Origin of the sequence: uncultured Sulfitobacter sp., from assembly GCF_947500075.1 — a bacterium.
Taxonomy (GTDB): Bacteria; Pseudomonadota; Alphaproteobacteria; order Rhodobacterales; family Rhodobacteraceae; genus Sulfitobacter.
On the sequence record NZ_CANMQS010000002.1, the window covers coordinates 264,111 to 285,390 of the forward strand.

Consider the following 21,280-nt stretch of genomic DNA (forward strand, 5'->3'; position numbering starts at 1 on the left):
AACGGCTGGGCATCGGGCCTAAAATTGAGGCAAATCGCCCCGCTCCCCTTGCGCCGCCGCGTGAACCTGCCATTTGAAAGGCATCAGTAAAGGGGGCGCAGATGGCCGTTACCAAAGAACAAGTCGAATCCGAACTGGCACGGGTGCTGCTCCCCGATGGCCGCAGCCTGATGGCGCACGACATGGTGCGGGCGCTGATGATTGAAGGCGATGTGGTGCGGTTCGTCATCGAAGCGCCCAATGCGGAGACGGCAAAGGCCATGGGCCCCATTCGCGATGCGGCGGAAAAGATCGTCGCTGACCTGCCCGGTGTGGCGCGGGCGACTGTTGCCCTGACCGCTCATGGCCCCGCACCCAAGGCGCCAGCAGCGCCGTCGCTGAAAATCGGCGGCCACCCCAAGCCGCAGGAAGGGCCAAGCAAACCCAGCGGCGTGCAGCGCATACTCGCCATCGGGTCGGGCAAAGGCGGCGTGGGCAAATCCACGGTCAGTTCCAACCTTGCGGTGGCGCTGGCGCGGGCAGGGCGCAAGGTCGGCCTGCTGGATGCCGACATCTACGGCCCCAGCCAGCCGCGCATGATGGGCGTGAACAAGCGGCCCGCGTCACCGGACGGCAGGACGATCATTCCCCTGACGGCGCATGGGGTCACGCTGATGTCCATCGGCTTCATGATGGAAGAAGGCAAGGCGGTCGTCTGGCGTGGCCCGATGCTGATGGGGGCCTTGCAACAGATGCTGGGGCAGGTGGAATGGGGCGAACTGGACGTGCTGCTGGTGGATCTGCCACCCGGCACCGGTGACGTGCAACTGACGCTCTGCACCAAATCCGAGCTCACCGGCGCGATTGTCGTCAGCACCCCGCAGGACGTGGCGCTGATTGATGCGCGCAAGGCGCTGGACATGTTCGCCACGCTGAAAACCCCGGTTCTGGGGCTGATTGAAAACATGTCCCTCTTTGTCTGCCCAAATTGCGGGTCAGAGCATCAGATCTTCGGCCATGGCGGTGTCGCGGCGGAGGCTGAGAAGATGGGCGTGCCGCTGTTGGGGAACCTGCCGATTGATCTGGAAACACGTCTTGCCGGGGACGGGGGCACGCCGGTGGCCGCAGGCGACAGCCCGATGGCCAAAGCCTATGCGCAGATCGCTGATGGGCTGATCCGGGGCGGCATGGCCTGAACTGCCATAAACGCTAACCCAGTGGCCGCCCTTCAATCAGGTGGCCATACAGCGTTGTGAGGATGGAGATCGAAATCAGCCCTTCCACAACATAGCTGGCCGTTTGCAGCCAGACGTTGGTGCCGGTCCCCGGTGCGGTCATGCCACCGACGACCAGCGCAACAACTGCTGACAACAGCCCCAGCATTGCCGCAAGGCCCCACAGATCGTTCGACATTGGCGCTGTTGCGTTCCAGCTTTCGGCGATCTTCATCTTCCGCCCCATGGCCGCGGCAGGCAGGATCAGGCTGATCCGCAGGGCGATCCAGAAAAACACGATTCCCGCCAACACCCCCGCCAGCAGGGTGGACAGCGCCGTGGCCACGGCACCCGCAACCGCCAGAATGGGCAGGGCTGCCAGAAATTGCACAATCGCGACAAGGATCACACGCCAGACATACCCCATCGTCACGCCGATGCCGGGAAACAGCGCCGTTTCCCGCGCCTCCCCCGTCAGCAGCACATGGCGGTGCCAGAAGATCGCGGTCAGCACATAGCCCGCCAGTCCCGCAAAGGCTGCTAATGCAACGCCACCCAGGGCAGAAGGGTCGATCATCTCGACCTGATCGGGGGTGAGGGTGGGGGACCACATCTGGTCCGGCATGAAATACGCCATCCCCACGGAAGAGGCGAAAATCAGCAGCAGGCCCGGCATCAAGACCCGCAGGGTAACGGCGGGATCGTGAAAGAACATCCGCAGCGCGTGTGAAAACAGGGCGGGGGCGTTGGTCATCGGTTTCTCCTCTGGTCGTGAGGGGTTGTGCGACGGCTGTGTGGTCAAATCAAGACATTGAAAGGGTGAAGCTGCACCGGTCAGGGCGCGCGCAGCCGATGGGACACCATGGGAAGAGGGGTGGGAATGTATGGGAAGTGCATGGGAAATGGTGTGATGGGTCTGGGTTCAGGGCCATGCGAATCAGTTTTCTGGCAGCGAAGCAGCGGTTTTCCTTGTATGAAATGAGAACAAGTGTAGAACACTTGGTGAATGCTGTGTATTGGAGGCAAATAAGTGGGAATTCACGGGAAGAATTTCATTGGCTGCATCTCCTACCACATATTGATGGCATAAGAGACAAAAACGCAACTTGAGCGTTTTTCAGCATGAATTCTCCCATTTCAGCTATCGTTTCTCGATGGTGGAAGCACGCTCTTTCCCTCATTTTCCCAAAAAAACAGTAGACGCCCACGTTTTCCCATGGCATCCCTAGTGCATCGGATGAAAACGGGACACGGGGCACCAAACGACCCCAACCAATAAAAACCTGAGCAGGTTTCATACAGGCTCCCAGATTTCACCGACCAGGAGATCCGGCGCGCGGGCGAGCAGACATCCCCCCAGGTGGCGCGCGCAGTCGGACTTACCCGCCAAGCGGGGCGAAACGGCGGATTGATCAGTGGCAGCAGATCAACCCGCCGTTTCCATTTCAAACACCCGAACACGGGACGGGGACAGGCATTTCAGCGCGGGGGCGCAACAGACAACGGGCGCATCACGCGCAGGCAGGAACAACACAGTGAGCCGCAGGTTCAGAGGCGAAAGCCACCACAAGGTCGACAACAAGGGGCGGGTATCCATACCAGCCTCTTTTCGGCGTGTGCTGGAGGCGGGCGACCCGAACTGGAAATCCGGCGAAACGCCTGAACTTGTCATCGTCTATGGCGACCACCGCCGTGCCTATCTTGAATGTTACACCATGAACGCCATTGATGAGGTCGACGACAAGATCGACGCCCTCCCGCGCGGCTCCATGGAACGGAAAATGCTGCAACGGCTGTTTCACGGCCAGTCCTTCCCGACCTCCGTCGATGAAACCGGGCGTCTGGTGCTGCCTGCCAAATTGCGCCAGAAGATCGACCTTGAGGGCGAGGCGTTTTTCATCGCCGCAGGGGACACTTTCCAGATCTGGAAGCCTCAGACCTACGACACGGTCGAGCGCGCCAAGGAAGAAGAGTGGCTGGACGATCTGCCTGACGATTTTGACCCGCTGGTCTATCTAGACCGCGCGCGGGAGGAGTGATGACCATGGCTGCTGCGGCCACTTCTGATCCCTCTGCTCCCCATATCCCCGTTCTGCTGCGCCCCCTGTTGGCGGCGGTCGCCCCTGTGCGGGGCGTCTGGCTTGACGGCACGTTCGGCGCGGGCGGCTATACACTTGGGTTGCTGGAAGCCGGGGCGGAGCGCGTCATTGCCGTGGATCGCGACCCGCTGGCGTTTGAGATGGCGGCGGGGTGGATCGACACCTACGGCGACCGCATCACCCCGCAACGTGGCGTCTTTTCCAGAATGGACAGCTACGCGCAGGATCTTGATGGCGTTGTGCTCGACCTTGGCGTGTCCTCCATGCAGCTTGATCTGGCCGAACGCGGCTTTTCCTTCATGCGCGATGGCCCGCTGGACATGCGGATGAGCCAGGACGGCCCCTCTGCCGCCGATCTGGTCAATACGGCCGAGGAAACCGAACTGGCCGACATCCTGTTCCTCTACGGCGAAGAACGCGCCAGCAGGCGGATTGCCAAAGCGATCCTGCGCGCCCGCGAAGACGCGCCCATCACCACCACGCTCGAACTGGCCAGGCTGGTCGAGGGGTGCCTGCCCCGCGCCAAACCCGGCCAGTCACACCCCGCCACCCGCAGCTTCCAGGCCCTGCGCATCGCGGTGAACGCGGAATATGAGGAATTGTTTCAAGGCCTTATGGCCGCTGAACGCGCCCTCAAACCCGGCGGACAGCTGGCCGTGGTGACCTTCCATTCGGTCGAGGACCGCATGGTCAAACGTTTCCTCACCGCGCGCTCCGGCGGCGGCGGCAACGCCAACCGCTTTGCGCCCGAAACCCAACGGGAGGCCCCCGCCTTCCGCGTGGAAAAACGCAAAGCCATCGGCCCGGACGCTGAAGAGCTGGCCCAGAACCCCCGCAGCCGCTCTGCCAAGCTGCGCGTGGCCATCCGCACCGACGCCCCGGCGGGCACGACCGACCCAAAGACCATCGGCATGCCGATGCGTAAGGAGAGATAACATGCGCGCTTTTCTCTATATCCTGACCTCTCTGGCCGTGATTGGCCTCGCCTTCTGGGCTTACCGCGAAAACTACGCGACCCAGCAAGCGCTGAGCGAGACGGAAAAGCTGCGTGATGGCATCCGGTCGGCGCATTCCCGGCTGGCGGTGCTGCGCGCCGAATGGGCCTACCAGAACCGCCCCGACCGGCTGCGCGATCTGGTGATGATCAATTATGAGCGGCTGAGCCTGATGGAACTGCGCCCCGACCAATTCGGGCAGATCGACCAGGTCAGCTATCCCGCACCGCCCCTGCTGGACATCGTCAATTCCGTCGAAGTGTCTTCCATGGCAGCTGAGGAGGTTTCCCAATGATCCGCACCCCCCTGCGCCCCTTGGCCCGCATTCTGGACGCCCGTCAAAAGGGCCAGAACCCCGACGCGATTGAACGTGAAAACAAACGCATCCGGCATGAGCAGATGCGCGACACCTCCCGCCAGCGCGCCGAAGGGCGGCTGTTGGTGCTGGGCGTGTTCTTCTTTGCGGCCTTTGCCGTGGTCGGCGCCCGGATGGGGCTTCTGGCCACCAACGAACCGGTGGAGCCGCGCGCCCATGCGCCCGGTGCCATCATCTCTGCCGCCCGTGCGGACATCGTGGACCGCAACGGCCATTTGCTGGCCACGAACTTCGACACCCATGCGCTCTATGCCCAGCCGCGGCATATGGTCGACCCCAGCCGCGCCGCGAAAGAACTGGTCGCGATCTTCCCTGACCTGAAAGAAGAACGTCTGGTCAAGGACTTCACCGGCAAGCGCAAGTTCCTGTGGATCAAAAAGAAAATCAGCCCAGAGCAGATGCAGGCCGTGCATGACATCGGCGATCCTGGCCTGCTGTTTGCGCCGCGTGACATGCGTCTTTATCCCAACGGCAAGCTCGCCGCCCATGTGCTGGGCGGGGCAAGCTATGGCAAGGAAGGCGTGCATGCCGCCGAAGTGATCGGTGTGGCCGGGGCAGAGCGGTATTTCGACGACTACCTGCGCGACCCGGCCAATGCAGGTAAACCGCTGCAACTGTCGCTGGATCTGACGGTGCAGGACGCCTCCGAACGGGTGCTTCATGGCGGCATGAAGCTGATGAACGCCAAAGGCGCCACATCGGTGCTGATGGATGTCAAAACCGGGGAAGTGATCTCTGTCGTTTCCCTGCCGGATTTTGACCCCAACGACCGCCCGCGTGTGCTGACCGAAGGGGACGCCTCTGACAGCCCGCTGTTCAACCGGGCGGTGCAGGGGGTGTATGAACTGGGTTCCGTCTTCAAGATTTTCACCGCCGCACAGGCCATTGATCTGGGGCTGGTGAATGCAGGCACGATCATCGACACCAAAGGCCCGATGAAAGTGGGCGGCTTCCGCATCGGTGAATTCCAGAACAAGAACTACGGCAAGATCTCCGTGTCGGACATCATCGTCAAATCCTCCAACCGGGGCACAGGCCGGATGGCCATGGACATCGGCGCCAAACGCCAGCAGGATTTCCTGCGCAGCCTCGGTTTCTTTGAGCACACGCCCTTTGAGATTGTCGAAGCCTCCGGCGGCAAACCCCTTCTGCCCAAGAAGTGGACGGAACTGTCTTCCGTAACCATCTCCTACGGCCATGGGCTGTCCTCCAGCCCCATGCATCTGGCCGCAGGCTATGCCGCGATTGCCAATGGTGGTTTCAAGGTCAAGCCGACGTTGCTCAAACAGACCAGCCCGCAAATGGGCGACCGGGTCATGTCGGCGCGCGCCGCATCGGACGCGCGCAAGATGCTGCGCGCGGTTGTGGCCGAAGGCACGGCGAGCTTTGGGGAAGTCGAAGGCTACCACATCGGCGGCAAAACCGGCACAGCCGACAAACCCAAGCGGCGCGGCGGCTATTATGAGGACAAGGTGATCGCTACCTTCGCCTCGATGTTTCCGGCCCATGATCCCAAGTACGTGCTGATCGTGACACTGGACGAACCCGTTGAAACCTCGGGTAAAAAACCACGCCGCACAGCGGGCTGGACAGCCGTGCCGGTGGCTGCCGAAATGGTCCGCCGGATTGCCCCCCTGCTGGGCGTGCGGCCCACAGTTGAACCTCTCGACACGGCTGTGTTAACGCTGACCAGCAGCAACTGACAAAGCGTTTCGCACCATGACCGCCCGTGCCGTTTCACTCTCCTCTCTGGGCCTGACAGCACGGGGCGGGGCAAATCCTGAAATCACCGGCATTGCCGTGGACAGCCGCGCGGTCAAGGACGGGTATCTCTTCGCCGCCATGCCCGGCAGCCGGGTGCACGGCGGGGAATTCATCCAATACGCCCTGCGCATGGGCGCTGCCGCGATTCTGACCGATGCCGAAGGGGCCGCCCTTGCCGCCGACGCGCTTGCAGAGAGCGGTGCCGCCCTGATCATCTCCGACGCCCCGCGCGAAGCGCTGTCGCTGACCGCGTCGCTCTGGTCCGGCGCCCATCCCGCCACGATGATTGCGGTGACGGGGACGAATGGAAAAACCTCCGTCTCAACCTTCGTGCGGCAGATCTGGATCGAGATGGGGCTGGAGGCCGTCAATCTGGGCACCACCGGCGTGGAAGGCGCATGGACAGCCCCGCTGGCCCACACCACGCCCGAACCCATCACCCTGCACCGCACCCTGGCAGAGGCCGCAACCGCTGGCATCACCCACGCCGCGATGGAGGCCTCCAGCCACGGGCTGGACCAGCGCCGACTGGACGGCGTGACGCTGAAAGCCGCAGGCTTCACCAATTTCACCCAGGACCACCTCGACTATCACGAAACGTTTGAGGCCTACTTTGACGCCAAGGCCCGGCTCTTTGCCCATGTCCTGCCCGAAGACGGCACGGCGGTGGTGAACATCGACGACACCCGTGGCATGGACATGGCCGCCATCGCCAAGGCGCGCGGCTGTGAGGTGATCACCGTGGGCCGCGACGGCGGTGATCTGCGTCTGATTGCACAACGCTTTGATTCGACGGGGCAGGACCTGCGCTTTGACTGGCGCGGCAAGAGCTTTCAGAAACGGCTGAACCTCATCGGCGGCTTTCAGGCGGAAAACGTGCTGCTCGCGGCGGGGCTGGTCATTGCCTGTGGCGGCAACCCTGCGGATGTTTTCGACACGCTGCCCCACCTGACCACCGTGCGCGGCCGGATGCAATTGGCCGCCACACGCGACAATGGCGCGGCGGTCTTTGTGGATTACGCCCATACGCCTGATGCGGTTGCCACGGCACTGGCCGCGATGCGCCCGCATGTGATGGGCCGGTTGGTGGCCATCGTCGGGGCTGGCGGCGACCGCGATCCGGGCAAACGCCCGCTGATGGGCGAAGCGGCGGCCAGCAATGCCGATCAGGTGATCGTCACCGATGACAATCCGCGCTCCGAAGACCCCGCCCTGATCCGCGCCGCCGTGCTGGACGGCGCGCCGGACGCGGTGGAAGTCGGCGACCGGGCCGAAGCGATCCTGCGCGGCGTTGATGCGCTGGGCCCCGGCGACGCGCTGTTGATCGCGGGCAAGGGGCATGAGACCGGGCAGACCGTGGGCGATGATGTGCTGCCCTTTGATGACGCGGAACAGGCAAGCGTGGCCGTGGCCGCGCTGGACGGGAGGCTGGCATGACCCTTTGGACATCTGAGGCAGCGGCAGCGGCGACGGGCGGAGAGGCGGTCGGCACATGGTCCTGCACGGGCGTGTCGATTGATACGCGCACGCTGGAGCCGGGCGATCTGTTCGTGGCGCTCAAGGACCAGCGCGACGGGCATGAATTTGTGGCGCAGGCCTTGGAGAAAGGGGCCGCGGCGGCGCTTGTCTCACACGTGCCGGATGATGTGGCTGAGGATGCGCCGCTGTTGATCGTGGAGGATGTACTCTCGGGGCTGGAGGCTCTGGGCCAAGCCGCGCGTGCGCGCACGCAAGCCAAGGTCGCCGCCGTTACCGGCAGCGTCGGCAAGACATCGACCAAGGAAATGCTACTGGCGATGTTGTCCGATCAGGGTCGCACCCATGCCTCCGTGGCCAGCTACAACAACCACTGGGGCGTGCCGCTGACGCTTGCACGGATGCCAGAGGGTACCGAATACGCCGTGATCGAGATCGGCATGAACCACCCCGGAGAGATCGCCCCCCTGGCCAAGATGGCACAACCCGATGTGGCCATAGTCACCACCGTGGCGGCCGCCCATCTGGAGGCGTTTGAGGATGTGACCGGCATCGCCGTTGAAAAAGCCTCGATCTTTGACGGCGTCAAACCCGGCGGGGTGGCGGTGATCAACGCGGATATCGAACACGCCGCCGTCCTGATGGCCCGCGCCGTGGATTGCCGCCTGCGCGATGTGGAATTTGGCGAACATGGCCATCATTTCAAACTGAAATCCGTCAGTTTGCAGGACGCAGCCACCGTGGTGCAGGCCGATGCCGATGGCACGCCGCTGCTTTTCAAGATCGCCAGCCCCGGACGGCATTTTGCCATGAACGGGCTGGGGGCGCTGGCCGTGGTGCAGGCTTTGGGGGCGGATCTGGCCCTTGCCGCGCAGTCCCTTGGCCGCTGGAAACCCTACAAGGGCCGGGGCCAGCGCGAGACCATCGTGCTTGATCCGGTGGAGCGGCACCTGACGCTGGATCTGATCGACGACAGCTATAACGCCAACCCCACGTCCATGGCCGCCGCCCTTGAGGTGCTGGCCGCGGCCTCTGTGACCCATGACATTGGCCGGGTCAGCAAGGGCCGCCGGATCGCCTTTCTGGGTGATATGAAGGAGTTGGGACCGGAGGCCGAAGCGCTGCATCGCGCGCTTGGCGATCTGCCTTCCGTTCAGGCGCTGGACAAGGTGCATTGCATCGGCCCCTTGATGAAGGGGCTTTTTGAGGCTTTGCCGGAGCATCAGCGCGGGCTGTGGTTTGACACATCCGCCGAAGCCCTGAGCGGTTTGCGCAGCCATCTCGATTCCGGTGACGTGGTGCTGGCCAAGGGATCGCTGTCGATGAAACTGGGCGTCATTGTTGACGCCATCCGCAAAATGGGCCATCCGGTTGAGACAACATAATAAGGGTGCAAAGCCCACAAGATGATGAGTGAGGACGTGCACGATGCTCTACTGGTTGACCCTGCTGTCGGATGGTGGCGACTTTTATAACCTCTTTCGCTACATCACCTTCCGGGCCGGCGGCGCGTTTCTGACGGCTCTGGTTTTCGGATTTATCTTTGGCAAACCGTTGATTGCCGTGCTGCGGCGCAAGCAGGGCAAGGGTCAGCCCATTCGCGATGACGGACCGGAGGGGCATTTTGTCAAAGCGGGCACACCCACGATGGGCGGGCTGTTGATTGTCGGCGCGTTGCTGACCTCAACCTTGCTCTGGGCGCGGCTGGACAATCCCTTTGTCTGGCTGGTGCTGTTTGTCACCATGAGCTTTGCGGTGATCGGGTTTGTGGATGATTATGCCAAGGTGTCCAAGCAGAATACCAAGGGCACATCAAGCAAGGTGCGGCTGCTCTTCGGGTTCCTCATCGCCGCGATTGCGGGGTATTGGGCGGCGCAGTACCATCCGGACGGGTTGCAGTATCAACTGGCGATGCCGGTGTTCAAGGACACGCTGATCAACCTTGGCTATCTGTTTGTGCCTTTCGCGGTGATCGTGATTGTGGGATCGGCCAATGCGGTGAACCTGACGGACGGTCTGGACGGTCTGGCGATCATGCCCGTGATGATTGCCGCAGGCACCCTGGGGGTGATTGCCTATGCGGTGGGTCGGGTCGATTTCACCGAATATCTGGATGTGCATTATGTGCCGGGCACGGGAGAAATTCTGATCTTTACCGCCGGGATATTCGGCGGCGGCCTTGGGTTCCTGTGGTACAACGCCCCGCCCGCGGCGGTGTTCATGGGCGACACGGGATCGCTGGCGCTGGGCGGTGCGCTGGGGGCGATTGCGGTGGCGACCAAGCACGAGTTGGTGCTGGCGATTGTCGGCGGGTTGTTTGTGGTCGAGGCGCTGAGTGTGATCATTCAGGTGATCTATTTCAAGCGCACGGGCAAGCGGGTGTTCCTGATGGCGCCCATTCATCATCACTATGAGAAGAAGGGTTGGGCGGAGCCGCAGATTGTCATTCGGTTTTGGATCATTTCGTTGATTTTGGCGATGGTTGGGTTGGCGACGTTGAAGGTGCGGTGAGGGCTGGTGTTGGTCCAGAGCAGGGCTTTGCCCTGATGGAGGCTCTGCCTCCAGACCTCCGGGATATTTGTAGAGAAAAGATGGGGGGCTTGAGATGATACCGGTTCAAGGGCTTAGTGGCGCGCGGGTTGCCGTGCTTGGATTGGGGCGCTCTGGGTTGAGCGCGGCAAGGGCTTTGGTGACTGGTGGGGCGGAGGTTGTCTGTTGGGATGACAACCGGGCTGCGCGGGAGACGGCGGAAGCGGAAGGGTTTTTGTGTCGCGATCTCAAGACAGCGGATCATTTTGACGATGTGGCGCGGTTGATCGTCTCGCCCGGCATTCCGCATTTGTATCCTGCGCCGAACAGGATTGTGGCGGCGGCTTTGCAGGCAGGCGTGCCGGTGGACAATGACATTGGGCTGTTTTTTCAGAGTTTCGCGACAGGGGAGTGGGACAGTTTTGATATCGCACCCAAGGTGATTGCGGTCACGGGGTCGAACGGGAAATCCACCACATCGGCCTTGATCCATCATGTGTTGGAACATGCGCAAAGGCCCTGCCAGTTGGCGGGCAACATTGGCCGCGGGGTGTTGGATCTGGATCCGGCGATTGACGGTGAGGTCGTGGTGCTGGAGCTGTCGAGTTATCAGACCGAACTGGCCCGCGCCCTGACGCCGGATATTGCCGTCTTCACCAATCTCAGCCCCGATCATCTGGACCGGCATCATGGCATGGGCGGCTATTTCGCCGCCAAGCGGCGGTTGTTTGCAGAAGGCGGGCCGGACCGGGCGGTGATTGGCGTGGATGAGATTGAGGGCCGGTTTCTGGCCGGGCAGTTGAGCGAGGGGCGCGGGGATGACCGGGTCATTCGCATCAGCGTAGAGCAGAAATTGAGCGGGCCCGGCTGGCAGGTGTTTGCGCGCAAGGGGTTCTTGTCGGAATATCGGCGCGGCAAGCAGGTGGCCTCGGTTGATCTGCGCAAGGTGGCTGGCATGCCGGGGGCGCATAACCATCAGAATGCCTGCGCGGCTTTTGCGGCACTGCGCGCGCTGGGGCTGGCACCGAAGGTGATCGAACAGGCGTTTCATTCCTTCGGGGGCTTGCCGCATCGCTCGCAGACCATCGCGGAAGTGGGGGGCGTGCGCTATGTCAATGACAGCAAGGCCACCAATGTGGACAGCGCTGCCAAGGCGTTGGCGGCTTTTGACAACATCCGCTGGATTTGTGGCGGGTTGGAGAAAGAAGGCGGGCTTGGCGGGTTGGCGGATGCCGTGGGCCATGTGCGCAAGGCCTATGTGATTGGCCGGGAGGCGGCGGCCTTTGCGATGCAGCTGAACGTGGAAGCTGAAGTCTGCGGGACCATGGCGCAGGCTGTGGCACGCGCTGCCGCAGAGGCCGAGGCGGGCGATGTGGTCCTGCTGGCCCCGGCGGCGGCGAGCTTTGATCAATATGACAGTTTTGAGCGGCGGGGCGAGGATTTTGCCGCGCAGGTGGCGCAGGTGACGGCGGCGTAACCCATGGGTTACCCCGTTGAATTTGTTTACTTATTGTTAACGCTTTGCTGCAGGGCGTCGGCGCAGGCCATGGCGGATGACCACGCCCACTGGAAGTTATACCCGCCGAGCCAGCCTGTGACGTCCACGGCTTCTCCGATGAAGTAAAGACCCGGCACATCTTTGGCCGCCATGGTTTTGGACGACAGGGCGGTTGTGTCGACGCCGCCCAAAGTGACCTCTGCGGTACGATACCCTTCGGTGCCGTTGGGGCGCAGGCGCCATGTGCTGAGGTGATCGGCGATGCCGCGTAGGCGGGTGTCGGGGCAATCGGCGATGTTGCCGGTCAGATCGATCTCATGGCTCAGATGCTCCACCAGACGGGCGGGCAGCAGGGTGGCCAGTTCAGTGCTGAGGTTGCGGTTGCCGGCTTTGGGGCGGCGGTTGCGCAGGGTGTCGAACATGTCCGCGTCCGGGCTGAGGTTGACGGTGATGTCCTGACCTTCCTGCCAGTAGGACGACGCCTGCAACACCGCAGGGCCGGAGAGGCCGCGGTGGGTGAAAAGGAGCGCTTCGTCGAATGTGCCGCTGCCTGCGGTGACGCGGGCCGGGGTGGCGACGCCGGAGATTTCCGAAAAACGGCCGTGATCGAAGGTGAAGGGCACGAGGGCGGCGCGGGTGTCGGTCAGAGGCAGGTTGAACTGACGCGCAACGTCATAGGCAAAGCCGGTGGCCCCCATCTTGGGGATGGATTTGCCGCCTGTGGCGATGACGAGGGTATGGGTTGAGATGTGCTGCGTGCCCTCGGGGGTTTCCAGATCAAGGTCGAAGCCGCTTTCGATCTTGGTGATCCCGCTGACGGAGGTCTTGAGGCGCAGATCGACCCCCTGCGCCTGCATCATGGCGCGCAGCATCGCGATGATCTCCTTGGCGGAGACATCGCAGAAAAGCTGGCCGAGGGTCTTTTCGTGCCACGCGATGCCATGGGCATCGACCAGGCCGACAAAATCCCACTGGGTATAGCGGGCCAGCGCGGATTTGGCGAAATGGGGGTTCTGGCTGAGGAAGGCGTGGGGGCCGCAGTGCATGTTGGTGAAGTTGCAGCGCCCGCCGCCGGAGATGCGGATTTTCTCACCCGGTGCTTTGGCGTGATCAACGAGCAGCACCCGCCCGTCGGCATGGGCCGCGCACATCATGCCTGCGGCCCCTGCGCCGATGATCGTGGTGTCAAACTGCATGTAGCAGGCTCTGCCTTGCCTCAGGCGGACAGTCAAGTTGCCGTGAAAGGGCTTGTGGCTGCGCCCGAGAGGCGTAGCTGTGGGCAGGAGTTAACACGAAAAGGACCACCCCATGCCCGGATTGAACGCAGGCGCTGCCTTTCCCCTGACCACTGTGTCCAAACTGGGCGGTGGGACGCTCACCCTCGGACAGCCGGAAGGGGGGCGGGACTGGCAATTGGTCGTGGTCTATCGCGGGCTGCATTGTCCCAAGTGCAAGACCTATCTGGCCAAGCTGGAAGAATTGACGCCTGCCTATCATGCCGAAGGCGTGGATGTGGTCACCCTGTCAGGCGATCCACAGGACAAAGCGCAGGCGATGGCCGATGAAATGGGGCTCACCCTACCGGTGGGCTATGACCTGAGCCTTGAGCAGATGGCGCAGCTTGGCCTTTACATCTCGGACCCGCGCAGCCCGCAGGAGACGGATCGCCCGTTCCCCGAGCCCGGCGCCTTTGTGATCAACGGTGCGGGCAAGATCCAGATCATCGACATCTCCAACGCGCCCTTCGCGCGGCCTGATCTGGAGGGGTTGCTGGGCGGCATCAAGTTCGTGCGCGCCAATGATTACCCGATCCGCGGCATGCGGCAGAGCGCCTGAGGCCCCAGCGCAGGGCCCTGCGCATTCGGGCGGGGCCGAACAAACGCTGGCCTGCGGCCGGAAAACCAGCTATACATGGCCAAAGCTCCGAAAAAGGGGCAGTCGGACAAGGCGACGGGGACACGTTGCACATCCGGTGAGCGAGGCAGTGTAAGGCAGAATACCATGACTGAGATGGTGTATGGCGCAGTCCCGGTGCGGGACGGTGAGCCGATTATCCCCAAATGGTGGCGGACCGTGGACCGGTGGACCTTGTCCTGCGTGTTGGCGTTGTTTGGGGTGGGGCTGTTGCTGGGTCTTGCGGCATCGGTGCCACTGGCGGAGCGCAACGGCTTTCAGCCCTTTCATTACGTGCAGCGGCAGGCGTTTTTCGGGGCGCTGGCGATGGTTGCGATGGTGCTGACCTCGATGATGTCCCCGACGCTTGTGCGGCGGCTGGCGGTGCTGGGGTTTGTGGTGTCATTCGTGGCGCTGGCCCTCCTGCCGTTTTTTGGCACGGATTTCGGCAAAGGGGCGATGCGCTGGTATTCGCTGGGCTTTGCGTCGATCCAGCCGTCAGAATTCCTCAAACCCGGCTTTGTGGTGGTTGCGGCCTGGATGATGGCCGCGTCGCTGGAGATCAACGGCCCGCCGGGGCGGGCGTGGTCCTTTGCCTTGTGCATCTCCATCGTGCTGATGCTGGCGATGCAGCCTGATTTCGGGCAGGCCTGTCTGGTGCTGTTTGGCTGGGGCGTGATGTATTTCGTGGCCGGTGCGCCGATGGTGCTGCTGGTGGGCATGGCCGCGATGGTGGTGATTGCGGGCACGGTAGCCTACGCGCATTCCGAGCATTTCGCGCGCCGCATTGACGGGTTTCTGAGCCCTGATGTCGATCCGACAACGCAGCTGGGCTATGCCACCAATGCCATACGCGAAGGCGGTCTCTTTGGTGTGGGCGTGGGAGAGGGGCAGGTGAAATGGTCGCTGCCGGATGCCCATACCGATTTCATCATCGCTGTCGCAGCAGAGGAATACGGGCTGGTGTTGGTGCTGTGCATCATCGCACTTTATACCAGCATCGTGGTGCGGTCGCTGCTCAGGCTGGTGCGGGAGCGCGATCCCTTCATCCGGCTGGCGGGCACGGGGCTTGCCTGTATGTTCGCGGTGCAGGCGATGATCAATATGGGTGTTGCAGTCCGGCTGTTGCCTGCTAAAGGCATGACGCTGCCGTTTGTCAGCTATGGCGGCTCATCCGTGATCGCGAGCGGTATTGCGCTGGGCATGTTGCTGGCTTTCACCCGGTCGCGCCCCCAGGGCGAAATTTCTGATATACTTGGCCGAACCGCGCGATCGCGCTGAAAGGGACCATGATGACTGCGCCGCTGCTTATCATCGCTGCCGGAGGGACCGGGGGGCATATGTTCCCTGCGCAGGCTCTGGCCGAGGTGATGCTGGCGCGCGGCTGGCGCGTGCGGTTGAGCACGGATGCGCGCGGCGCGCGGTATACGGGCGGGTTTCCGCAGGCGGTGGAGATCGTGCAGGTCAACTCCGCCACCTTTGCGCGCGGGGGGCTGATGGCCAAGGCTGCGGTTGCGCCGAAGATCGCCATGGGCGTGTTGAAGGCGACCTGGCGGATGTTTCGCGACAAGCCGGCGGTTGTTGTGGGCTTTGGCGGGTATCCGTCGATCCCGGCGCTGGGCGCCGCGGTGATCTTGCGGCTGCCGCGGATGATCCATGAGCAAAACGGCGTGCTGGGCCGCGTGAATGCGGCTTTTGCGACCCGCGTTGCGGGTGTGGCCTGCGGGACCTGGCCCACCGTCTTGCCGGAAGAGGCGCTGAGCGCCCATGTCGGCAACCCGGTGCGCGCCACCGTGTTGGAGCGGGCGGGGGCCGCCTATATCCCGCCCGGCGATTACCCGATGGAAGTGCTGGTGATGGGGGGCAGCCAGGGCGCGCGCATCCTCAGCGACGTGGTGCCGCCTGCCGTTGCCGGTTTGCCAATGGATATGCTGCGCAACATTCGTGTCAGCCATCAGGCCCGCGATGAAGACGGCGCGCGGGTGGCGGAATTTTATGCGGAAGCGGGCATTGATGCGGATGTGCAGCCGTTCTTTGACGATGTCCCACGCCGGATGTCGGAGGCGCAGCTTGTGATCAGCCGCGCAGGCGCGTCGAGTGTGGCCGACATCTCCATCATCGGGCGGCCGTCGATCCTGATCCCCTATGCTGCCGCCACGGGCGATCACCAGACCGCCAATGCGCGCGGGTTGGTGGAAGCTGGTGCTGCGATCATGGTCCCCGAAAGCGCGCTGACCCCCGAGGCGCTGACAGAGCAGATTGAAATGGTAATGAGCAACCCGAAAGGTGCGTTGCAGATGGCGAACGCGGCATTGTCCGTGGGCAAACCGGAAGCGGCGGAAACACTGGCAGGCATGGTAGAAAACCTTGCCGCGGAAGGAAAAAAGACATGAACGCAGCAGCGGCCACCAAATTGCCCACCGATGTGGGCCCCATCCATTTCGTCGGCATTGGCGGCATCGGTATGTCCGGCATCGCCGAGGTTCTGCTTAACCACGGCTACCGGGTGCAGGGGTCTGATTTGAAAGCGTCCAAGATCACCGACCGTCTGGCGGATCTGGGGGCTGTGATCTTTGAGGGGCAGAAGGCGCAAAACATTGAGGACGCGGAAGTGGTGGTCATTTCCTCTGCCATCAAACCGGGTAACGCGGAACTGGACGCGGCACGTGCACGCGGCCTGCCGATTGTGCGCCGGGCGGAGATGCTGGCCGAACTGATGCGGCTGAAATCCAACATCGCGGTGGCCGGCACGCACGGAAAGACCACGACCACAACACTGGTGGCGGAATTGCTGGTGGCGGGGGGCATTGATCCCACTGTGGTGAACGGCGGGATCATTCATGCATACGGCTCGAACGCGCGCATGGGGCAGGGCGAGTGGATGGTCGTGGAAGCCGATGAGAGCGACGGCACTTTCAACCGTCTGCCTGCGACCATCGCCATCGTGACCAACATCGACCCCGAGCATATGGAGCATTGGGGCGATTTCGACACGCTGCGGCAGGGGTTTCTGGATTTCGTCTCCAACATTCCGTTCTACGGGCTGGCCGTCTGCTGCACCGATCACGAGGAAGTGCAGAAGCTGGTGGGCAAGATCAGTGACCGCCGGGTGATGACCTATGGGTTCAACGCGCAGGCGGATGTGCGCGCGGTGGATGTGACCTACAAGAACGGCGTGGCGCATTTCGACATTCATTTGCAGTCCGAGGACATGGTGATCGAAGGCTGCACCCTGCCGATGCCGGGGGATCACAACATCCTCAACGCCTTGTCTGCTGTCGCGGTCGCGCGGCATCTGGGCATGAAACGCGAAGAAATCCGCGCGGCCCTTGCGGCCTTTGGCGGCGTTAACCGCCGTTTCACGAAAGTTGGCGAAGTTGACGGCGTGACGATCATTGATGACTACGGCCACCACCCGGTTGAGATTGCCGCCGTCCTGAAAGCTGCGCGGCAGGCGACGGAGGGGCGGGTGATTGCCGTGCATCAGCCGCACCGCTACAGCCGGTTGAGCGACCTGTTTGATGACTTCTGTGCCTGTTTCAACGACGCGGATGTCGTGGGCATTGCCGAGGTCTATGGCGCGGGCGAAGACCCGATTGAAGGGGCGGACCGCGACGGGCTGGTGGCCGGATTGATCCGCCACGGCCACCGCCACGCCCGCGCGGTGACGGGGTTGGACGATCTGGCGCGGCTGGTGCGCGAACAGGCGGTGCCCGGCGATATGGTGGTCTGTCTGGGGGCCGGCACGATCAGCACCTGGGCCAATGACCTGCCGGAACGCTTGCAGGCCATGAAGGGAGCGGCGGCGTGACCTTGCTGTGGCTGTGTGTGTTGTGGGTTTTTGCCTCCGTCGCGGTGGCGATGCTGCCGATGCGGCATCAGTATATTCCCGGTGTTGCCTTGTTGATTGCCGCGCCTGTGTTGATCATCGCGATTGGCATCCACGTGGGGTGGCTGGCATCGCTGGTGGCGGTGCTGGCCTTTGTGTCCATGTTCCGCAATCCGCTGCGCTATCTCTGGGCACGGCTGCGCGGCGAAAAGCCGGAGCTGCCGAGATGAGCCTTTCCCTCACACTCGCTTGCCTTTGGGCGCTGATTGCCAATGTGCTGGCGATGACACCCAGCAAGGACAACCATTGGCGCAACGCCTATATCCTGATCGCCATCGGCATCCCGATTGTCGGCTATGTCACGGTCCAGCACGGGCCCTGGGTAGGCCTTTTGGTGCTGGCGGGCGGCTGTTCGGTGTTGCGCTGGCCGATGATCTATCTGGGCCGCTGGCTGCGGCGGGGGGCGCAAAACTGGAGAGGACCAGCTGAATGAGTTTGACCATTACAAGCATGATCGCCCTTCTGGCTGTCTGGATGCTGGCCATTGGCTGGACCGGATACCACAAACGCTTTGCCCGCTTTGCCGCACTGGTTCTGGTGGGGCTGGGGGTGAATATGTTGTGGATCACGGCGGGGCTGAAAGCCCATCCGCTGGATCCAAATGCGCTGCTGGCGGAGGCATCGCTGCTGCTTTATGCGGTGTTTGCCTTTGGCATCGGGTGGCTTGCCGGGCGTCTGGCGCGGCAGTTGCAGGCGAGCCGGGTTGAGTAGAGGCGTTTGACGGCTGACGCGATTGCCGTTACCTCCGCGCCATGACCGCGCTCTCCCTTGAGAATATGCCCCCCGTGCGGGGCCGACTGACCGCTCACCGTCCGATGGCGGAGCTGACGTGGCTGCGCGTGGGCGGCCCGGCGGATATCCTTTTTCAGCCAGCGGATGTCGAAGACCTTTGCGCCTTCCTCAAGGCTTTGCCGGAGGACATGCCGGTGTTCCCGGTCGGCGTGGGCAGCAACCTTATTGTGCGCGACGGCGGCCTGCGCGCGGTGGTGATCCGGCTGGGCCGTGGGTTCAATACAATTGAGGTGGAGGGCGACCTGGTCACCGCCGGGGCCGCCGCGCTGGATGCGCATGTGGCGCGCAAAGCGGCGGATCATGGGCTGGACCTGACCTTCCTGCGGACGATTCCCGGCAGCATCGGCGGGGCTTTGCGCATGAATGCAGGATGTTACGGCAGCTATACGGCGGATGTGTTCACCTCTGCCACGGCGGTGACCCGCGATGGCGAGGTGATCACCCTGACCGCAGATGACCTGAATTTCCGCTACCGTCAGAGCGATCTGCCAACAGGTGCGGTGCTGGTCTCTGCCACGTTCAAAGCGCCCAAAGGGGAGCCCGCCGACCTGCACGCCCGGATGGAAGCCCAACTGGCAAAACGTGATGAAACCCAACCCACTAAAGACCGGAGTGCAGGCAGCACCTTCCGCAATCCGGCAGGTTTTTCCAGCACGGGCATGGCGGACGATGTGCATGATCTCAAGGCGTGGAAGGTCATTGAGGACGCCGGGATGAGGGGCGCGAAACGAGGCGGGGCACAGATGTCTCTCAAACACGCCAACTTTCTTGTGAACGCCGAAAACGCGACCGCTGCGGACCTTGAAGGATTGGGCGAAGAGGTGCGGAAAAAGGTTTACGATTCAGCCGGGATCAGGCTAGAATGGGAAATCATGCGCGTTGGGGAGACGTAACACCAAACGCGTGAAACAATAAGCCGCAAAAGCGGTAGAGCGGCAAAAATTGGGACCCGAAAACGGGCCCGGAAAAAGGCAAATACTTTGGGTATGTCGAGCAGGACAAACCCCACAGTGGCGGTACTTATGGGTGGCCCCTCCGCGGAGCGCGAGGTGTCATTGTCTACAGGACAGGCATGTGCAGCGGCGCTGAGGGAAAAAGACTACACGGTGGTAGAGGTCGACGCTGGCCCCGACCTGCCTGCTGTGCTGTCGGATATTGCCCCTGATGCTGTTCTGAATTGCCTGCATGGCCGCTGGGGTGAAGATGGCTGCGTGCAGGGCCTGCTGGAATGGATGGGGATTCCCTATTCGCATTCGGGCGTGCTGGCATCCGCGCTGGCGATGGACAAACAGCGCAGCAAGGATGTGTATCGCGGCGAGGGGCTGCCGGTGGTCGAAGGCCTGCTTGTCGCTGCCGATGAGGTGCGCGCGGCCCATGTGATGGCCCCGCCCTATGTGGTGAAACCCAACAATGAAGGCTCCTCCGTCGGGGTCTATCTGGTGCGCGAGGCGGCCAACAGCCCGCCGCAGCTGGATGGTGACATGCCCGATGTGGTGATGGTGGAGCAGTTCGTGCCGGGGCGTGAATTGACCACCACGGTGATGGGCGACCGGGCGCTGGGCGTGACGGATATTCTGACAACGGGCTGGTATGATTATGACGCAAAGTACAAAGAGGGCGGCTCCGCGCATGTGGTCCCGGCGGATATCCCCGAAGATATATACGCGCTTTGCCTCGACTATGCCCTGCGTGCGCACAACGCGCTGGGCTGCAAAGGCGTCAGCCGCACGGATTTCCGTTGGGATGAAAGCAAGGGTGCCGCAGGGCTGATCCTGCTGGAGACAAACACGCAGCCGGGTCTGACAGGCACATCGCTGACGCCCGAACAGGCGGAGCATTGCGGCATCTCCTTTCCCGATCTGTGTGCCTGGATGGTGGAGGATGCCTCATGCGCGCGTTGATCCGCAGATCCGACCCCGCCGCCACACGCAGCGATCCCGCGCCGTCGCGCTGGTCCTGGCGGTTGCAGCGTCTGATGCTGACGCCGGGTTTCCGGTTTGCCCTGCGTGTCGGCCTGCCATTCTGCCTCGCCCTGATTGCCGGTGGGCTTTATCTGGCCGATGAAAAGCGGCGCGGCGCGATTGTCGAAAAACTGGCAGAGGCCCGCACCAGCATCGAGGAACGCCCGGAGTTCATGGTCAAGCTGATGGCCATTGATGGCGCGGACCCGGCACTGGCCGCAGAAGTGCGCGCCAGCCTGCCGCTGGAATTTCCCATGACCTCGTTCGATCTGAACCTGCCGGACCTCAAGGCCCAGATAACCGCGATCAACGGTGTGCGCAGTGCCGGTGTGCGGGTCAAACCCGGTGGCATTCTGCACATCCAGATTACGCCGCGCATTCCGGTTGCCATCTGGCGCAACGCCAAGGGGCTGAGCCTGATCGACCGCGATGGCGCCCTTGTCAGCTATATCTCCACCCGCGCGGAACATCCCGACCTGCCGCTGATCGCGGGCGATGGGGCGGCGCGCCATGTGCCGGAGGCGTTGAGCCTGATCAAGGCAGGCGCGGCGTTGGGCGACCGGATGCACGGATTGGTGCGGATGGGAGAGCGGCGCTGGGACGTGGTGCTGGACCGCGGCCAGCGCATTTTGCTGCCCGAGACCGGCGCGCTGCAAGCGCTGGACCGGGTGATCGCGCTGGAAGGCGCGCAAGAGGTTCTGACCCGCGATGTTGCACGGGTCGACATGCGGCTGGGGCACAGGCCCACCGTCCGCATGACCGAAGAAGCCACCGAGAAATGGTGGCAGATAAAAGAGCTGTCAGGACAATGACAG

21 protein-coding genes are annotated in these 21,280 nt (G+C 62.8%); 19 read left to right on the top strand and 2 right to left on the bottom strand.

Annotated features, from left to right (window positions below; genetic code table 11):
- The first annotated feature begins 101 nt into the window (after positions 1-101).
- Positions 102-1,175 (top strand): Mrp/NBP35 family ATP-binding protein, encoded by a 1,074-nt coding sequence (locus Q1A91_RS06210; RefSeq protein WP_299874457.1) that lies wholly within the window; start codon positions 102-104, stop codon positions 1,173-1,175.
- 13 nt (positions 1,176-1,188) lie between these two features.
- Here the strand turns inward: Q1A91_RS06210 and Q1A91_RS06215 are convergent, their stop codons facing one another.
- Complete coding sequence (locus Q1A91_RS06215) at positions 1,189-1,947, bottom strand: hypothetical protein (RefSeq protein WP_299874459.1); 759 nt, start codon at positions 1,945-1,947, stop codon at positions 1,189-1,191.
- A 781-nt stretch (positions 1,948-2,728) separates the two neighbouring features.
- Between Q1A91_RS06215 and mraZ the strand changes: the two genes are divergently transcribed.
- From mraZ to murD, 8 genes are all read left to right on the top strand, one after another.
- Entirely contained in the window at positions 2,729-3,232 is a 504-nt protein-coding gene (gene mraZ / locus Q1A91_RS06220; protein WP_299874462.1) for a division/cell wall cluster transcriptional repressor MraZ, read from the top strand.
- Positions 3,233-3,237: 5 nt separating this feature from the next.
- Positions 3,238-4,227 (top strand): 16S rRNA (cytosine(1402)-N(4))-methyltransferase RsmH, encoded by a 990-nt coding sequence (gene rsmH, locus Q1A91_RS06225; RefSeq protein WP_299876131.1) that lies wholly within the window; start codon positions 3,238-3,240, stop codon positions 4,225-4,227.
- Between the two features lies 1 nt (position 4,228).
- Positions 4,229-4,582: a cell division protein FtsL gene (locus Q1A91_RS06230; RefSeq protein WP_299874464.1), complete on the top strand. Its 354-nt coding sequence runs from the start codon at positions 4,229-4,231 to the stop codon at positions 4,580-4,582.
- Complete coding sequence (locus Q1A91_RS06235) at positions 4,579-6,366, top strand: penicillin-binding protein 2 (protein WP_299874467.1); 1,788 nt, start codon at positions 4,579-4,581, stop codon at positions 6,364-6,366. Before Q1A91_RS06230 ends, Q1A91_RS06235 begins: the two co-directional genes overlap by 4 nt.
- A gap of 16 nt (positions 6,367-6,382) precedes the next feature.
- Complete coding sequence (locus Q1A91_RS06240; RefSeq protein ID WP_299874470.1) at positions 6,383-7,864, top strand: UDP-N-acetylmuramoyl-L-alanyl-D-glutamate--2,6-diaminopimelate ligase; 1,482 nt, start codon at positions 6,383-6,385, stop codon at positions 7,862-7,864.
- Complete coding sequence (murF, locus tag Q1A91_RS06245; RefSeq protein WP_299874473.1) at positions 7,861-9,288, top strand: UDP-N-acetylmuramoyl-tripeptide--D-alanyl-D-alanine ligase; 1,428 nt, start codon at positions 7,861-7,863, stop codon at positions 9,286-9,288. The genes Q1A91_RS06240 and murF overlap by 4 nt, the downstream gene beginning before the upstream one ends.
- 43 nt (positions 9,289-9,331) lie before the next feature.
- Positions 9,332-10,414, top strand: a complete 1,083-nt coding sequence (gene mraY / locus Q1A91_RS06250) for a phospho-N-acetylmuramoyl-pentapeptide-transferase (RefSeq protein ID WP_299874476.1) — start codon at positions 9,332-9,334, stop codon at positions 10,412-10,414.
- A 94-nt stretch (positions 10,415-10,508) separates the two neighbouring features.
- Positions 10,509-11,909, top strand: a complete 1,401-nt coding sequence (gene murD / locus Q1A91_RS06255; protein ID WP_299874479.1) for a UDP-N-acetylmuramoyl-L-alanine--D-glutamate ligase — start codon at positions 10,509-10,511, stop codon at positions 11,907-11,909.
- Positions 11,910-11,935: 26 nt separating this feature from the next.
- Here the strand turns inward: murD and Q1A91_RS06260 are convergent, their stop codons facing one another.
- Complete coding sequence (locus Q1A91_RS06260) at positions 11,936-13,126, bottom strand: NAD(P)/FAD-dependent oxidoreductase (protein ID WP_299874482.1); 1,191 nt, start codon at positions 13,124-13,126, stop codon at positions 11,936-11,938.
- A gap of 112 nt (positions 13,127-13,238) precedes the next feature.
- Here Q1A91_RS06260 and Q1A91_RS06265 point away from each other — a divergent pair, with 112 nt between their 5' ends.
- The 10 genes from Q1A91_RS06265 (at position 13,239) to Q1A91_RS06310 (ending at position 21,277) form a co-directional block, all read left to right on the top strand.
- Positions 13,239-13,766, top strand: coding sequence for a redoxin domain-containing protein (locus Q1A91_RS06265; RefSeq protein WP_299874486.1), 528 nt, complete (start codon positions 13,239-13,241; stop codon positions 13,764-13,766).
- 165 nt (positions 13,767-13,931) lie between these two features.
- On the top strand, positions 13,932-15,104 hold the full coding sequence (gene ftsW, locus Q1A91_RS06270; RefSeq protein WP_299874489.1) for a putative lipid II flippase FtsW: 1,173 nt from the start codon (positions 13,932-13,934) through the stop codon (positions 15,102-15,104).
- Positions 15,105-15,115: 11 nt separating this feature from the next.
- Complete coding sequence (locus Q1A91_RS06275) at positions 15,116-16,216, top strand: glycosyltransferase (protein WP_299874491.1); 1,101 nt, start codon at positions 15,116-15,118, stop codon at positions 16,214-16,216.
- Positions 16,213-17,634 carry a UDP-N-acetylmuramate--L-alanine ligase gene (gene murC / locus Q1A91_RS06280; protein WP_299874493.1) on the top strand — a complete coding sequence of 474 codons (1,422 nt, stop codon included), beginning with the start codon at positions 16,213-16,215 and terminating at the stop codon, positions 17,632-17,634. The genes Q1A91_RS06275 and murC overlap by 4 nt, the downstream gene beginning before the upstream one ends.
- The gene (locus Q1A91_RS06285; RefSeq protein WP_299874495.1) at positions 17,631-17,882 is read left to right on the top strand and encodes a DUF2484 family protein; all 252 of its coding nucleotides are present in this window, start codon (positions 17,631-17,633) and stop codon (positions 17,880-17,882) included. Before murC ends, Q1A91_RS06285 begins: the two co-directional genes overlap by 4 nt.
- A complete protein-coding gene (locus tag Q1A91_RS06290; protein WP_299874498.1) occupies positions 17,879-18,145 on the top strand; it encodes a DUF2484 family protein in 267 nt (88 codons plus the stop codon). The genes Q1A91_RS06285 and Q1A91_RS06290 overlap by 4 nt, the downstream gene beginning before the upstream one ends.
- A complete protein-coding gene (locus Q1A91_RS06295; RefSeq protein ID WP_299874500.1) occupies positions 18,142-18,423 on the top strand; it encodes a hypothetical protein in 282 nt (93 codons plus the stop codon). The genes Q1A91_RS06290 and Q1A91_RS06295 overlap by 4 nt, the downstream gene beginning before the upstream one ends.
- A gap of 41 nt (positions 18,424-18,464) precedes the next feature.
- Complete coding sequence (gene murB, locus Q1A91_RS06300; protein WP_299874503.1) at positions 18,465-19,397, top strand: UDP-N-acetylmuramate dehydrogenase; 933 nt, start codon at positions 18,465-18,467, stop codon at positions 19,395-19,397.
- 129 nt (positions 19,398-19,526) lie between these two features.
- Positions 19,527-20,405 carry a D-alanine--D-alanine ligase gene (locus Q1A91_RS06305; protein ID WP_299874506.1) on the top strand — a complete coding sequence of 293 codons (879 nt, stop codon included), beginning with the start codon at positions 19,527-19,529 and terminating at the stop codon, positions 20,403-20,405.
- Positions 20,393-21,277, top strand: coding sequence for a cell division protein FtsQ/DivIB (locus Q1A91_RS06310; protein WP_299874509.1), 885 nt, complete (start codon positions 20,393-20,395; stop codon positions 21,275-21,277). Before Q1A91_RS06305 ends, Q1A91_RS06310 begins: the two co-directional genes overlap by 13 nt.
- The last annotated feature ends 3 nt before the right edge of the window (positions 21,278-21,280 follow it).

What these genes read in the sequence shown, in the direction of transcription:
- Q1A91_RS06210 (WP_299874457.1), top strand. Translation starts at nt 102, where the DNA reads ATGGCCGTTACCAAAGAACAAGTCGAATCCGAACTGGCACGGGTGCTG.
- Q1A91_RS06215 (WP_299874459.1), bottom strand. Translation starts at nt 1,947, where the DNA reads ATGACCAACGCCCCCGCCCTGTTTTCACACGCGCTGCGGATGTTCTTT.
- rsmH (WP_299876131.1), top strand. Translation starts at nt 3,238, where the DNA reads ATGGCTGCTGCGGCCACTTCTGATCCCTCTGCTCCCCATATCCCCGTT.
- Q1A91_RS06230 (WP_299874464.1), top strand. Translation starts at nt 4,229, where the DNA reads ATGCGCGCTTTTCTCTATATCCTGACCTCTCTGGCCGTGATTGGCCTC.
- Q1A91_RS06235 (WP_299874467.1), top strand. Translation starts at nt 4,579, where the DNA reads ATGATCCGCACCCCCCTGCGCCCCTTGGCCCGCATTCTGGACGCCCGT.
- Q1A91_RS06240 (WP_299874470.1), top strand. Translation starts at nt 6,383, where the DNA reads ATGACCGCCCGTGCCGTTTCACTCTCCTCTCTGGGCCTGACAGCACGG.
- murF (WP_299874473.1), top strand. Translation starts at nt 7,861, where the DNA reads ATGACCCTTTGGACATCTGAGGCAGCGGCAGCGGCGACGGGCGGAGAG.
- mraY (WP_299874476.1), top strand. Translation starts at nt 9,332, where the DNA reads ATGCTCTACTGGTTGACCCTGCTGTCGGATGGTGGCGACTTTTATAAC.
- murD (WP_299874479.1), top strand. Translation starts at nt 10,509, where the DNA reads ATGATACCGGTTCAAGGGCTTAGTGGCGCGCGGGTTGCCGTGCTTGGA.
- Q1A91_RS06260 (WP_299874482.1), bottom strand. Translation starts at nt 13,126, where the DNA reads ATGCAGTTTGACACCACGATCATCGGCGCAGGGGCCGCAGGCATGATG.
- Q1A91_RS06265 (WP_299874486.1), top strand. Translation starts at nt 13,239, where the DNA reads ATGCCCGGATTGAACGCAGGCGCTGCCTTTCCCCTGACCACTGTGTCC.
- ftsW (WP_299874489.1), top strand. Translation starts at nt 13,932, where the DNA reads ATGACTGAGATGGTGTATGGCGCAGTCCCGGTGCGGGACGGTGAGCCG.
- Q1A91_RS06275 (WP_299874491.1), top strand. Translation starts at nt 15,116, where the DNA reads ATGACTGCGCCGCTGCTTATCATCGCTGCCGGAGGGACCGGGGGGCAT.
- murC (WP_299874493.1), top strand. Translation starts at nt 16,213, where the DNA reads ATGAACGCAGCAGCGGCCACCAAATTGCCCACCGATGTGGGCCCCATC.
- Q1A91_RS06290 (WP_299874498.1), top strand. Translation starts at nt 17,879, where the DNA reads ATGAGCCTTTCCCTCACACTCGCTTGCCTTTGGGCGCTGATTGCCAAT.
- Q1A91_RS06295 (WP_299874500.1), top strand. Translation starts at nt 18,142, where the DNA reads ATGAGTTTGACCATTACAAGCATGATCGCCCTTCTGGCTGTCTGGATG.
- murB (WP_299874503.1), top strand. Translation starts at nt 18,465, where the DNA reads ATGACCGCGCTCTCCCTTGAGAATATGCCCCCCGTGCGGGGCCGACTG.
- Q1A91_RS06305 (WP_299874506.1), top strand. Translation starts at nt 19,527, where the DNA reads ATGGGTGGCCCCTCCGCGGAGCGCGAGGTGTCATTGTCTACAGGACAG.
- Q1A91_RS06310 (WP_299874509.1), top strand. Translation starts at nt 20,393, where the DNA reads ATGCGCGCGTTGATCCGCAGATCCGACCCCGCCGCCACACGCAGCGAT.